The organism is Xenorhabdus sp. SGI240 (assembly GCF_040081915.1).
In the GTDB taxonomy this organism is placed as follows: Bacteria; Pseudomonadota; Gammaproteobacteria; order Enterobacterales; family Enterobacteriaceae; genus Xenorhabdus; species Xenorhabdus bakwenae.
This window is the reverse complement of sequence record NZ_JBEBMB010000057.1, coordinates 21,770-35,721: the sequence shown is the minus strand read 5'-3', so window position 1 is coordinate 35,721 and position 13,952 is coordinate 21,770. Positions and strand designations below refer to the sequence as shown.

Here is a 13,952-nt window from a genome sequence, read left to right as displayed (position 1 = left end):
ATTTGATGGCAAGTCCCCACAATGTCGCTCGCTTAAACCAAGCTACCTTCCCCCGGACTCTCCCTTCCTCCTGATAATCCGGCGGCGCTTATTAAACAGATCCGGCAGGATCGTCTGCGATACGCACTGCCACTCAATTTTATCGATATCAACCCCCTGTTTGACAAAATAGTCTGACAGCGCTGACTGGCATTGTCCGAGTACTTCAATGGCACAATTCCCTTCCAATTTCAGCAACAACTCAGTTTGAGTTAGCCGATAATCACTCGTCAGTGGCAAAGTATTAGCGATGATCCGCGAACAGGGATCAGCGAAAATACTCACCATTTCCCCTTTAAGCGCAGGTAAAATCAACTGATCATCATTGCGCCCCTCTATACGCTCTATCGCCAATGCCGGATTGCCACAAGCACACGGGGTTTTCTTCACGACCAAAATATCATCAATCTGGTAACGCACAATGGGCTGAGTTTCCCGCGTGAAATCGGTAATAATTGGGTTAAAACGCGTTTCATCAATCCATTTTGGCTCAATATGCAAAAACGTTTCATTAAGATGCAGCGTCCCATGAGAGCAAGTACACGCCAGAAAACCTTCCGTTGCCTGATAAATTTCTCCCACCTCCCTGAATACGGCCTGCAACAGTTGGCGATCTTGCGGCTCCAACACTTCTGCCACCGAGATCACTTTAACCGGCGGCAACGAGGCTTCACCTTGCTGGATCTTCAATGCCAACGCCCGCAATACTTGAGCTGGTGCCACAATAATCGTCGGCCCATACTCTACTAACGCTTGCACCTGCTGATTAAAGTCAGCGAACAAATCAAAAAAACGGAAGGATATCCAACGATTCTGGACACTATCGTAGAGCGTGTTCCCCGCCCGTAAAAACAGCGCAACCCGTTCACCGTGAAATAAGCCATTTGGCAGCATCTTAGCAAGCATCATTCCTGCCCAAATGCTCCGCTCTTTCGGGCTGGCAACAAAAATACCCCGCTGTCCTGATGTCCCTGATGACATGCCAACGCTGAATTTGCCGACTGTTGGCTTGAAATCTCGTGACTGTTCGCTCAACCGCGCACATGCCAAAAGCTCGTCACGCCTGAGACCCGCTGTATTCATCTGGTCGAAATTTTCCATCATGATGGCTTTATTCATCAGCGGATATTCCGCTAACGGTAAATCACCGTATGAGGAAAAATAAGGGCTTTTCGCCAGAACCCTATGCTTAAATCTCGCCAGTTCTCTCAATTGATGCTGCTCGAGCTGCTGTCGGTTGGCAAATTTCCACCGTTTTTTGGCTCGCCAATAGTAGCAAAGCGTTTTGAATATCATTCCAAATCTCCCTCATGGCATAGCTGGATAGGGATCTGTTTTTGGTCAATTTGATGCAACTTATTCAGTGTTTCGTAATAAGCCCGGCTGTCATCCATAATAAGATTCGCCAGCTTTGCAGGCCCGCGCAGTTCACGGTAATTCGTCGGTGACCAGGCAGCATCTCCCGCCAACAATACCCAACCCTGTTCAGTCAATACACAAAGGCCAAGGTGCCCGGCCGCATGACCGGGCAGCGGAACAATCAGGATCTGTTTCTGACTTCCTGGCACTGCATAACCTTCCCCCAATACCGCTAATTCTTCTGGCAATGAGCTGGTTTCAAATCCTTCATAAAAACGGACTCTGGATTCGAAATCTTCCGGGACTAACCCCCGCACAAACGCTTTTCGTAGTGCGGTGATCCCACGTAAATGACGGGTTTGCCGCCAACCTTCCCCAGAACAGATAAATTTAGACTGCGGGAAATCCCGTAATCCGGCAATATGATCACCATGAAAGTGAGAAATGATGATGCCATCAATATCACGTGCCTGAATACCTTCTTCCTTGAGTTGCATCACCAGTGCGTCTTTACTGTCAAAGTAAACCGGCGTGACCGTGCGATATAACCGAATAATCCCATTGCGGGTATGATCGTAAAAATGGTTGGCGTATCCGGTATCAAGTAGCCAACGCTTATCATGACACGCCAGCAACCACGCACGGGCTGGAAATTTGCATACGCGAAGACTGGCGCCTTTCAGTGCCATGCAACCGGAATGAGTGCAATATCCCACTTCAAAAACACGTATTTTAACCATGTGAACCCGTTTGCTGGTCTGCCTGTTTTAGCCAATTGGCCGTTAAATGAATGCCTTCTTCCATGGTATAAATCGGCGAATAACCCAGCTCTTCCTGCGCCTTTGAATTATCCAGTGTCATGGCGTAATAAACCGCGCCAATACCATAACGCGTCAGCAACGGCTCTTTTCGGGTGAACATGGCAATGCCTTCCAAAATTGCCGCAACGCCATACAAAAGTGGATAAGGCAATGATTTGATCCGGTAACTAAACTGCATCTCATCAAATAACTGCCCCAGCGTTTTTGCCAATGGCTGTGGCTGCTGATTGGTAATGTTATATATCGCCCCGCTTTGTACGCCTTCGCGCTGAGTTGCCAACGACATGGCATGGACAACATTCATAACGTAAGTGAGATCCAGCGCATTCCTTCCCCCGGCCGGTAAAGCCACCACGCCTTTGCTGGCCTTAACCTGAGCCATCAGACGCGGTAACAATACCCTGTCATGCGGGCCAAATAATCCACGGGGACGCAGGATAATGTAAGTTGTGTCAGGATAGCGGGGAAACAATTGGCGTATGCTCTCTTCCGCCAGAAACTTAGTACGGGCGTAATCATTGGCGAAATACTGGCTGCGCTGATTTTCGGTAACATGCTGTTGGTGGGAAAAATTAAAATACACGGCTGGAGTAGAAATATGGATAAAGCGCCGGATACCACCTATTCCTGCTGCCTGTGCTAACGTATAGGTCGCAGCCACGTTGATACGTTCAAACTCATCAGGATCACCCCAGGGAGAGGATTTGGCGGCACAATGCCAGACGGCATCACAATCTGACATCAATGCGATGGCGTCATCCTCCGTTAACGTCGCCAGTTCAGCACGACGAAACTCCGCGCCCAATTGAGTCAAGAATGCTCCCGCCTGCGGATCACGCCCGGTTGCCACCACCGTTTCTCCACGGGATAACAGATAATCAACGGCATTACGACCTAAACCACTGGTTGCGCCAGTTACAAGAATTTTCATGGTATCAGGATCATCTCACTTAATGAAAGCCCGGCCGCGGTACCAAGCAACATCACATAATCACGGCCATAATAGCGATTTGTCATAATGGCTTCATGCAGCGCGCTTGGAATGGATGCCGCAACCTGATTACCGCGATAACGATAGATATTCACAAATCTCTCATTTTTGATATTCAGTCGCTTGAGAATATGCTTCAATCCCAAATGGCTTGCCTGATGCGGTATCACGGTATCAATATCGGACATGGCAAGATTGGCACTGTCTAATACGCGTGCAGTAAATTCTTCAATCAATGAGGCAGTCAGTTTAAACAGTGGTTTACCCTGCATCTGGAACAGAAAATCGCTATCTTCCATGCCGGTACGCAGATTTTTACGGGTTCCACCCGCCCGAATCTCACATAATTCAAGGCCTTCCGGGTAGGTTTCATGTTTGTAGGTAACAATCCCGCTTTGCCCATCCCCTCTTTCGACGATCATACACGCCGCCCCATCACCAAAAATCAACGAGGACTCCTGATGTGACCAGTCAATGCCACGGGAAGCCATTTCTGAGCAGACAATGGCAATCCGCCGATACTGGCGGGTTGACAATAATCCACCCGCCACACTCAGCGCAGAGATAAAACTCACACAGCTTGCATTAATATCAAAACAGGCCGTTCCTGCCTTTAATCGACTCTCTTTTAAAATATGTGCGGCGGAATAAGGTAAGGCTTGAATCGGGATAGCAGAAGCTGAAATCAGCAAATCAATGGAATCTGGCGAGATTTGATGTGTTTCTAACGTATTATGCAATGCATCTGAGGCTAATTTAGCCGGTGATGCTGCATAATCAGAATGATAACGATACTCTATTCCAGAATGTTTTTCGACAAAACCCTTTGGTTTATTGAGTTTCAAATCTAAATCGGATGAATACACTTTTTTTTCTGGTAAAGCAATACCAGACGCAATGATCTTTAATGGGATCAATTCATTTGAACTTTTCATTTTTTTTATTACTTCCAGATGTTAATTTTTTGTTTAATTTTATTGTCAGAATATGAAGTTAATTCTGATTAGGGAGAGAATAAATAAATATTTATCAGATAGCTGATTAAACAGGAAGTATATATTTATGATACATCATATTATTAAATTGAAATATTAAATGCAGCCATATGAAAAATAGAAAGTTTTTTCAGTTCATTATTTCAATATGATGAACTTTTTTTAATGAAGAAAGCATGTTATGAGATTTAATGATGATATTTGTTGCTTCTATGTAAAACAAAAATCAATATTAATTGACAAATAAATCAACTTGATTTAATTAATGGCAATAATTTCTTTTGGTTTTTATTTCATTGGTTAATTATATAAAGATAGAAGTCTTGAGAGTTCCGAATAAGTATTAATTTAATCTTCTTAATTTATCTTAAAACAAAAAAATAGTAATCCACTAATATACCAATCCAACTTCAGGATGCGTGTTATATTTCCCCGCGCAGCAGTGAAATATAAGGCCTCGCGTCGTCTTACGGATTGCAACTTGACGTTTATCGCGTACAGACTTCAAGTAGATAAAAAAGGGGAGCCAAAGCTCCCCCATCATTCAAGGTGATGCCAGATCACTGGCTGGCTTTCAGTTTTTGAAAGTACTCTTCGTACAGGATATTGGCGTTACCAACATCACTCTGCCATTCGCCTTTTTTGATCTCGGCGGCATCTGGATACAGCGATTTATCTTCTGTCATCGATTTCGGCAGTAATTTTCTCGCCTCCAGATTCGGGGTTGGGTAGCCAATTTTCTCGGCAACCTGTGCCGCAATTTCCGGGCGCAACAAGAAATTGATCAATTTCATCGCGCCATCGACATTTTTAGCATTCGCTGGAATAGCCAAACTGTCCATCCAGAAAATCCCGCCCTCTTTCGGCCAAATAATCTCAACCGGTGTGCCAGCCTGACGTGCAACATAAGCAGAGCCGTTCCACATCATACCGATATCCGCTTCGCCTTCCATAAATGGGTTGGCAGGGTTGTCAGAGTTAAATGCCAGTACATTTGGCATCAGTTTTCTCAGTTCCTGATAAGCGGCTTCAATCTCTTTCGGATCAGAGGTATTGCCGGAATAGCCCAATTTCAGCAGCGCCATCTGGAAGACTTCACGCGCATCATCAGTCAGTACTAAACTGTTTTTGTACTCAGGTTTCCAAAGATCAGCCCAGGAAGAGAGAGACTTGGGATCAATATTATCGCCATTGACGCCAATTGCCGTTGCACCCCAAATATAGGGGACAGAGTACTCGTTCTTCGGGTCAAAAGACTTATGGAGCAGGTTAGGATCAAGGTTATGGAAGTTGCTCAATTTACGGGTATCAATTTTTTGCAACATCCCTTCTTTACTCATCTTTGAGATAAAGTAAGTGGATGGAACTACTAAATCATAAGCGCCGTCTTTATAGGTTTTCAGCTTGGTGTACATGCTCTCATTGGATTCATAGGTGGAATAAATCACCTTAATCCCAGTCTCTTTGGTGAACTGGTTGAGCAAACCAGGCGGAACATATTCAGTCCAGTTGTAGAAATACAGCGTTTTGCCATCATCAGCGGCAGCGGCATTCACCGAACCAATGCTTAATGCCATCATCCCAGCGGCTAACAGACTGAACCACTTTTTCATGTTGTTTTTCATGTCGTGTTTTCCCTCGCAGTTGGTGCGTTAGTATCATATATAGGTTCGGCGTGAACCTATCCCCGAAAAAGGGGCTATTATAAAAGCCGCATTTTATAGGGTAAAGTCACTTGTTATGTTGCCGGTTTATCATACCCATAAAAAGGGGGAAACAGCGTGGTCAACTCGCAACCACGCTTAAAAGAAGATTAAGATTTCTCTGTGCGATCACGCATCACAAATTGGCTAATCAGCACCAAAACCAACGACATAAGTAACAAAATCGTTGCTAATGCGTTCACTTCCGGCGAAATTCCCACTTTTACCATTGAATAGATCTTAAGTGGCAAAATCTCATAGCTTGGCCCTGTCACGAATGAGGAAACAACCACATCATCCATCGATAAGGTAAAGCTCAGTAACCAACCCGCCATCACCGCCGGCATCGCCAGCGGCAGGATGATTTTTCGCAGGATAGTCAATTCACCTGCACCCAAATCACGCGCCGCTTCCAGCATCTTGACGTCAAAGTCTTTCAGGCGGGAGTAAACTGTTATCACCACAAACGGCAAGCAGAAGGTGATATGCGAAAACAGCAATGACCAGAATCCCAGTGAAACACCGAGCAGCATAAACAGTACCAACAAAGAGATTGCCATCACGATATCTGGCGACATCATCACGACGAACAGCATACCGCCAACAAACTTTTTGCCTCGGAATGAGTAACGATACAGAGCGACCGCCGTCAGGGAGCCAATTAAGGTGGCAAACGTGGCGGACGTTACCGCCATCGTCAGGGAATGGCCTGCCGCTTGAACCAGACTGTCATTAGCGAACAGCAGGCTATACCATTCAGTGGTAAAACCCTGCCAGCTAATGCCAAAGCGTGATTGGTTAAACGAGCTGATCAGCAGGATAATCATCGGGATATACAGGTAAGCGTAAACGATGGTCATGAAGCCACCGCGCAACAGGCGTCCGATCATTCCAGTTCCACCTTCTTGTTCAGCAACTTAGCCGCACGATAATAAACCAGTAACATCAATCCCATGACCAGCGTCAAACAGATGCTGGTCGCCGCCCCAAACGGCCAGTCGCGGATATTGAGGAATTGGCTCTTAATCACATTACCGATCAGCAGGTTCTTCGCCCCACCCATCAAATCAGCTACGTAGAACAGCCCCATCGCGGGCAGCAATACCAGCAAACAACCGGCGATAATGCCTGGCATGGTCAATGGCACAATGATGCGGATAAAGGTCTGCAATTTCCCCGCACCCAAATCGCGTGCCGCTTCCAGGCAAGGTTTATCCAGCTTTTCAATGCTGGAATAGAGCGGCATCACCATAAACGGCAACAAGATGTAAACCAGCCCCAGCACAACCGCTTCGGGGGTATACATGATGCGAAAGGGTTTATCGGTAATGCCTATCCACAGCAGAAAATCATTCAAATACCCACGGGTACTGAGAAACATCTTCAAGCCATAAATACGGATTAACGAGTTCGTCCAGAACGGCACGATCAACAGGAATAGCATCAGCGAACGCTGTTTCTTCGGCATACGAGTCAGGAAAAAAGCGAACGGATAGCCAATCACCAGACAGCACAACGTCGCTATAATCGCCATATTCAGCGAATGCAGCAGCACCTCGGCATACAGCGGATCGAACAATCGGCTATAGTTATCCAGCGAGAATACCATCTGCACTAAATTGGCATCATCACGGGTCAGGAAGCTGGTTCCGATGATCATCAGGTTCGGCAAAAAGACGAATAGCATCAGCCAGGATACGATGCCCGTAATGACGATATTCTGGAATAGTTTACGCGTCTTCTTCATCGACCAGCACAACCTCCCAGCTTTCTACCCAAGTGACGGCAATCTTCTGGTTCAGGGAATGGTCAACGTCCGGATCATCTTCGTTGAAGAATTCACTGACCATGACCATCTTGCCATTTTCCATTTCGACCACGGAATCCAGCGTCATGCCCTTGTAGTTACGCTCACGGACATAACCAATCAGCCCCGATACCTGCTCACCGTTGTTGATCTCTTCCACGCGCAGGTCTTCCGGGCGCAGTAAGACTTTCAACGTTTGCCCCACCGTCACGGGCAGCGAGGTGAAAATATCACATTCATGGCCTTCGACATTGGCGCGTATCCGTTGATCATCAATACGATGCAGCACTTCAGCATCAAAGATATTGATTTCGCCGATAAAGCGGGCAACAAACAGGTTTTTCGGCTCTTCATAAATCTCACGCGGAGAGCCATCCTGTTCAATGCGACCGTTCCGCATAACCACGATGCGGTCTGACATGACCAGAGCTTCTTCCTGATCGTGGGTCACGAAGATAAAGGTGATGCCGAGCTTACGCTGGAGCGCCTTTAGCTCATTTTGCATCTGCTTGCGCAACTTGTAATCGAGCGCGGAGAGTGATTCATCCAGCAGCAAGACTTTCGGTTTATTGACAACCGCACGGGCAATCGCCACACGTTGCTGTTGGCCGCCGGAAAGCTGGACAGGTTTACGCTGGGCAAACTCTTCAAGCTGCACCATGCGCAGTGCTTCCTCAACACGCGGAGCAATCTCTTTTTCCGGTGTTTTCTGCATCCGAAGTCCAAAAGCGACATTTTCAAATACGGTCATGTGGGGGAACAGGGCATAACTTTGGAAAACCGTATTAACGTGACGGTGCTCGGCGGGAATATCAGTAATATCCTGCCCTTCCAGTAAAATTTTGCCGCTGTCTGCATCTTCCAGCCCGGCAATCAGGCGGAGTACTGTAGTTTTGCCACAACCGGATGGCCCAAGAATGGTCAAGAACTCGCCATCATTGATTGTCAGATCGAGCTGTGAAATAACTTGTTTACCGTCGAAGCCCTTACTCAAGGCTTTCAGTTCAACGAGTGGTGTCAGAGAGGTGTTCTCAGTCATTTATGCTATCATCTATCCCTTGGAATAATGCAGATAGAACCGCCACGGGAAAAGACTGTGTTAGCTAGCAGAAGGCATCATTTCTCCGCTAAAGCTCAAAGCCAGTGGCGCCGGTTGAAATTACGAAGCGCGCATCATAAACGCAGTACGCCCAAATTGAAAGCCGAAACAATAACAATATGTCATTTTTTATGACTATTTTATGAATGGTCATCGCGTGTCTTATTTTGCACCGAATTGTACCAGATGGAAATAGTTTCATATCGGATATTTTTGAAACAAAAAAATACTTTTGTTTTCCAATGAATTCAGGCAGGTATCCTCCCGATTCGGGATCAGGCTACGGCCAGCTTTACATTTCCCGCCCTCCAGCGAGTTTTACCAACACTGCTTACACTTAATAGGTTAACTTAGCGTGGACTCATGAACCCCCATTCGCGGGGCAATTCCAGTGAGACTGAATTTTGCTTTAAAAAGAATCTCAATCTGGTATCTTTGACCTTCAGTTAGCTGCTGATAATACACGTTTCTCACACTCGTCTTTGGTCGGACAAATGAAGATTTTATCGGTAACGAAATTCCTTGTCCTAATTTTCTTTCGAGCATTGCAGTTATTATATGGATTCAGGCTTAATATAAAAAATAACAAGAAAATAAGGTGAGTAAAAAATGAATGATTACGGTATTTGGACCATCATTACCCCTGTTGTCACAATTATTTTAGCTATATTTACACGCCAGGTTATTTTATCACTACTACTCGGTATATTAGTGGGTTTTACTGTCATTAATGACCATAATATTATTTTAGGTATACAAGGGACTAGTGAAGGTATTATTGATACCTTTTCCTCCTCAGGCAATACAAAAACCATTATTTTTATGTTGATGATTGGTGGCATAATGCGGCTTGTGGTTGTTACAGGAGGCGTGCGATCTTTAGTTCGTTTACTTACGAACAAAACACAACTTATTAAAAATAAAAAATCTGTTCAGTTCTTAGCAATGATCATTACATCATTAATTTTTATTGAAAGCTCAATTAACCAATTAATTGCTGGAGCATCAACCAAGAAATTAGCTAAAAACTACGGTATCCCACCAGAAAAAATGTCTTACATTATCCAGACATCCTGTGTTTCTGTCTGTTCTTCTGCCATGATTAACGGTTGGGGTGCCGCAATGATGGGCGTCATCGGTGTACAGATTTCCAGGGGGTTAATCAGCGGGGAGCCATTCGATATACTGGCTGGCTCTATGGTTTATAATATTATGGCTTGGTTATCTCTGGCTTCTGTCTTATTTTATATTTTCTCTAATGTTTCCTGGGGACCAATGAAAACCGCAGAAATGCGGGCCTTATATGACCATTTAAATAGTGATATTGAAGATAAACACAATGAAGATAGTGAAGATGTTATTGAACACCCTAACAGCCATACTTCATTAAACTTTTTTATTCCTATTTTATCGACGGTATTAATGCTCCCTGTTGCTCTCTATATCACAGGTGATGGTGATTTTAGTAAGGGCAGCGGTTCAACCTCTATCTATTGGAGTGTTATATTTGGAACCACGATCTCTTTTTTCTGGTTCTTATTACGCCGTGTTTTAACCATCGAAAGCTTTTTTAAAGAGCTTTATATTGGTTATGCCAGCATGATAAAAATAAGCTCTGTCATGGTATTGGCATTCTTAATGGGTAACGTTTCCGCTGATTTAAATACCGGTGCGTATATTGCACAAATAACGTCTGGCATCATTCCGGCGGGTTTTTCCATCGGCTTTATTTTCCTGATTAGTTCCATCATGTCATTAGCAACAGGCACCTCATGGGGGACATTCGCAATGATGATCCCCATTGGGGTACAGCTAGGCATTTCAGTGGGTATGCCTCCTGAATATATGATCGGTGCCGCAATTGCGGGTTCCATTTTTGGTGATATGACATCGCCAATTTCCAGCGATGCTATCGTTGCATCAATGGCAACAGATTGTGACCATATTGAACATATTCGGACTCAAATGCCATACGCGTTGGTTACTGCAAGTTTCACCCTCGCTATCTATTTCTATTTAGGCCTTACTTATTAATTTACCATCCGCTGAGGATAATATGTCTTTAACAGAAAATTTGGCAAAATTTGCCCGGATTGATTTACTTAAAACGGCCACTATGATGGATAAATTGGAAAATTTATCCCACTACTTAGGACGCGATATTTATATTAAGAGAGATGATTTAACGCCTTTGGCAATGGGTGGGAATAAATTACGTAAACTGGAGTATCTTATTGCTGACGCATTACAAAAAAAGGCTAAAGTTATTGTTACCGCTGGCGCAATTCAATCAAATCACGTCCGGCAAACAGCCGCTATGGCGGCGAAGTATGGTCTAAAATGCGTCGCTTTATTAGAAAATCCCATTCAAAATCAGGACAGTAATTTTCTCAATAATGGTAATAAATTACTGACGGAATTATTCAATCCCCAATGCGTCATGTGTGATGAATTGACCGATCCAAACAGGCAAATGGAAGAATTGGTTGATCAACTCAATCTCGAAGATGCCTATATTGTGCCTGTCGGGGGTTCCAATGCTCTGGGTTCATTGGGTTATGTGCGTTGTGCATTAGAAATAGCCGAGCAGCGCCCGAAAGAGGTGGAGTTTGCTGCCGTGATTGTCGCCTCTGGAAGCGCGGGTACACATGCAGGGTTGGCTGTCGGGTTACATTCTGTACTACCGCAGACACCGGTTATTGGCGTTACCGTCTCGCGTGTTACCGCCGAGCAAGCGCCAAAAGTGAGTCAATTGCAGCAAGAGATCAGTGCGCTCTTAGGCCAAACAACCTGCCCAGATATTCTTTTGTGGGATAATTATTTCGCTCCCATGTATGGCATGCCAAATAAACCAGGATTAGACGCCATTACGCTACTGGCACAAAAAGAGGGTATTTTATTAGATCCCGTCTATACCGGAAAAGCGATGGCGGGATTAATTGATAATGTACTGAATAACACCATCGAAAGTCAGAAACCATTGCTTTTTGTTCATACTGGTGGTGCTCCTGCATTGTTTTCTTATTCTTCGATAAGCGCAATCTAACTTTACAGAAAAAACAGCTCTCTTTTTAGCTGTTTTTTCCAGTTTAGTGAGATTTTTTGGCTCACACTTAGCAAAATCACTGATTTTATTTTCATCTAATCTTGGTGATTTTTTTTCAGGTTAAATTGGCTATCTTTCTATACGCGATAAACTTCAAGTTGCAATCCGTAAGACGACGCGAGGCCTTATATTGAAGTTGGATTGGTATATAGCGTTGTTTATAAAAAAGAGCCACAACATGGACTGAAATTTATGGGCACCAGAGCAGAATGTCGGGAAATATTTCCAAATACTGATTTGACCGCAGATTTCGCCTTATTTATTGTTAAATGAAAATGTTGCAAACAAAATATCTGAGAGATAAGAATGAATTATGCAAAAGTTTCACCCAGGATTATTAACCCATTATATAAAAGCTATGAAGAAATCCATGCCTCTGAACTGGATCAAACACTTATTCTGCTGGTGGAAACACGGGTATCTCAAATTAATGGTTGTGCCTATTGTTGCCATCTTCATGCCGAAGCAATCCGCAAAGATCATGGTATAGAACAAGTAAAATTGGATAAATTACCTGCATGGTTCAATTCCAATATCTACAGCCCGAAAGAAAAACTGGCATTAGAATGGTGCGAAGCCTTAACAACAAATCCCAGACAAAGTATCTTGGATAAGATTAAAGAACGCCTGGATGCTGTTTTCACCGAAAAAGAGATTGTTGACCTGACAGCAACGATCGCCTTAATGAATGCCCTTAACAGAATAGCGGTCAGTTTAGGGGATCGAAACGAATAATCACATCATTATGCAGGCGATTTAACCTGACCATTCATTGAAAAATTTCTGCCCGCAATCTTTGCGATGAATGCTATCGTGAGTATAATGCGCGACGATTTGCCGGGAGAAAACATGAAAGATTGCGCTGTAAAGGCTGTAACAAAACACCAAGCTAACGAGACACTGTCTGCTGGCAGCGTAAGCGCGTTGTTTTTCCCATTGCTTAACCGAACATTAAAAAAGCCCCTCAACTGAGGGGCTTTTTTTTGCCTGACCAGTCCAAGTCTAGAAGTCATAAAAGAGGAACGTAAACATGGCTAATCCGTTATATCGCAAGCATATCATTTCAATTAATGATCTGAGCCGTGCAGATCTGGAACTGGTATTGCAGACGGCCGCTGCATTAAAAGCCAATCCACAGACTGATTTACTGAAACACAAGGTGATAGCGAGTTGCTTCTTTGAAGCCTCCACACGTACCCGTCTCTCTTTCGAGACCGCCATTCAGCGACTCGGCGCTGCCGTCGTGGGCTTCGCTGACAGTAGTAATACTTCATTGGGTAAAAAGGGAGAAACGTTGGCTGATACCATTTCCATTATCAGCCAATACGCCGATGCCATCGTCATGCGTCACCCACAGGAAGGTGCGGCACGATTGGCTTCTGAGTTTTCCGGCCCTATCCCTGTTATCAACGCTGGCGATGGCGCAAACCAGCATCCGACCCAGACGTTGCTCGACCTGTTCACCATTCAGGAAACTCAGGGCAGGCTGGAAAACCTGAAAATTGCGATGGTCGGTGATTTGAAATATGGCCGTACCGTTCATTCACTGACACAAGCGCTGGCGAAATTTAACGGCAACCATTTCTGTTTTATTGCGCCAGATGCACTTGCAATGCCAAGCTATATCCTGCATATGCTGGAAGAAAAAAAGGTGAGTTACAGCCTCCACAATAACTTTGAAGATGTGCTGCCCGAACTGGATATTCTGTATATGACCCGTGTCCAGAAAGAGCGTCTTGACCCTTCAGAATATGCCAATATCAAGGCTCAGTTTGTCCTGTGCGCGGCGGATTTGGTGAATGTTAAAGAAAACCTGAAAGTACTGCACCCGCTGCCACGTATTGATGAAATTACGGTAGATGTCGATAAAACGCCATATGCTTACTACTTCCAGCAAGCAGGAAATGGCATTTTTGCCCGTCAGGCATTATTGTCGCTGGTATTGAATGAAGATGTTGTTATAGCCCGCTAAGAAAACTATATACCAATCCAACTTCAAGGTGCAGCCAACAGCGCTGCAACTTGAAAAACG

12 protein-coding genes are annotated in these 13,952 nt (G+C 44.6%); 4 read left to right on the top strand and 8 right to left on the bottom strand.

Translation table 11 applies throughout. From position 1 onward, the window contains the following. Window positions 1-42: 42 nt before the first annotated feature. The 8 genes from ABLA76_RS12805 to potA form a co-directional block, all read right to left on the bottom strand. Window positions 43-1,335, bottom strand: a complete 1,293-nt coding sequence (locus tag ABLA76_RS12805) for a F390 synthetase-related protein (RefSeq protein WP_348988204.1) — start codon at window positions 1,333-1,335, stop codon at window positions 43-45. Next, window positions 1,332-2,138, bottom strand: coding sequence for an MBL fold metallo-hydrolase (locus ABLA76_RS12800; RefSeq protein ID WP_348988203.1), 807 nt, complete (start codon window positions 2,136-2,138; stop codon window positions 1,332-1,334). Before ABLA76_RS12800 ends, ABLA76_RS12805 begins: the two co-directional genes overlap by 4 nt. Next, on the bottom strand, window positions 2,131-3,150 hold the full coding sequence (locus tag ABLA76_RS12795) for an NAD-dependent epimerase/dehydratase family protein (protein WP_348988202.1): 1,020 nt from the start codon (window positions 3,148-3,150) through the stop codon (window positions 2,131-2,133). Before ABLA76_RS12795 ends, ABLA76_RS12800 begins: the two co-directional genes overlap by 8 nt. Then, window positions 3,147-4,145, bottom strand: a complete 999-nt coding sequence (locus ABLA76_RS12790; protein WP_047769593.1) for a 3-oxoacyl-[acyl-carrier-protein] synthase III C-terminal domain-containing protein — start codon at window positions 4,143-4,145, stop codon at window positions 3,147-3,149. The genes ABLA76_RS12795 and ABLA76_RS12790 overlap by 4 nt, the downstream gene beginning before the upstream one ends. Before the next feature lie 620 nt (window positions 4,146-4,765). Continuing rightward, window positions 4,766-5,818: a spermidine/putrescine ABC transporter substrate-binding protein PotD gene (potD, locus tag ABLA76_RS12785; protein WP_348988232.1), complete on the bottom strand. Its 1,053-nt coding sequence runs from the start codon at window positions 5,816-5,818 to the stop codon at window positions 4,766-4,768. Between the two features lie 200 nt (window positions 5,819-6,018). Then, window positions 6,019-6,798 carry a spermidine/putrescine ABC transporter permease PotC gene (potC, locus tag ABLA76_RS12780; protein WP_348988201.1) on the bottom strand — a complete coding sequence of 260 codons (780 nt, stop codon included), beginning with the start codon at window positions 6,796-6,798 and terminating at the stop codon, window positions 6,019-6,021. After that, window positions 6,795-7,655, bottom strand: a complete 861-nt coding sequence (potB, locus tag ABLA76_RS12775; RefSeq protein ID WP_047769597.1) for a spermidine/putrescine ABC transporter permease PotB — start codon at window positions 7,653-7,655, stop codon at window positions 6,795-6,797. The genes potC and potB overlap by 4 nt, the downstream gene beginning before the upstream one ends. Continuing rightward, window positions 7,639-8,754, bottom strand: a complete 1,116-nt coding sequence (gene potA / locus ABLA76_RS12770) for a spermidine/putrescine ABC transporter ATP-binding protein PotA (protein ID WP_047769599.1) — start codon at window positions 8,752-8,754, stop codon at window positions 7,639-7,641. The genes potB and potA overlap by 17 nt, the downstream gene beginning before the upstream one ends. Window positions 8,755-9,423: 669 nt before the next feature. Here potA and ABLA76_RS12765 point away from each other — a divergent pair. The 4 genes from ABLA76_RS12765 (at window position 9,424) to pyrB (ending at window position 13,892) form a co-directional block, all read left to right on the top strand. Beyond that, window positions 9,424-10,848, top strand: a complete 1,425-nt coding sequence (locus tag ABLA76_RS12765) for a Na+/H+ antiporter NhaC family protein (RefSeq protein WP_348988200.1) — start codon at window positions 9,424-9,426, stop codon at window positions 10,846-10,848. A 22-nt stretch (window positions 10,849-10,870) separates the two neighbouring features. Further along, window positions 10,871-11,860: a D-cysteine desulfhydrase gene (locus ABLA76_RS12760; protein WP_285808719.1), complete on the top strand. Its 990-nt coding sequence runs from the start codon at window positions 10,871-10,873 to the stop codon at window positions 11,858-11,860. A gap of 366 nt (window positions 11,861-12,226) precedes the next feature. Beyond that, window positions 12,227-12,655 carry a carboxymuconolactone decarboxylase family protein gene (locus ABLA76_RS12755; RefSeq protein ID WP_348988199.1) on the top strand — a complete coding sequence of 143 codons (429 nt, stop codon included), beginning with the start codon at window positions 12,227-12,229 and terminating at the stop codon, window positions 12,653-12,655. Window positions 12,656-12,950: 295 nt separating this feature from the next. Beyond that, window positions 12,951-13,892, top strand: coding sequence for an aspartate carbamoyltransferase (gene pyrB, locus ABLA76_RS12750; RefSeq protein WP_348988198.1), 942 nt, complete (start codon window positions 12,951-12,953; stop codon window positions 13,890-13,892). Window positions 13,893-13,952: the final 60 nt, after the last annotated feature.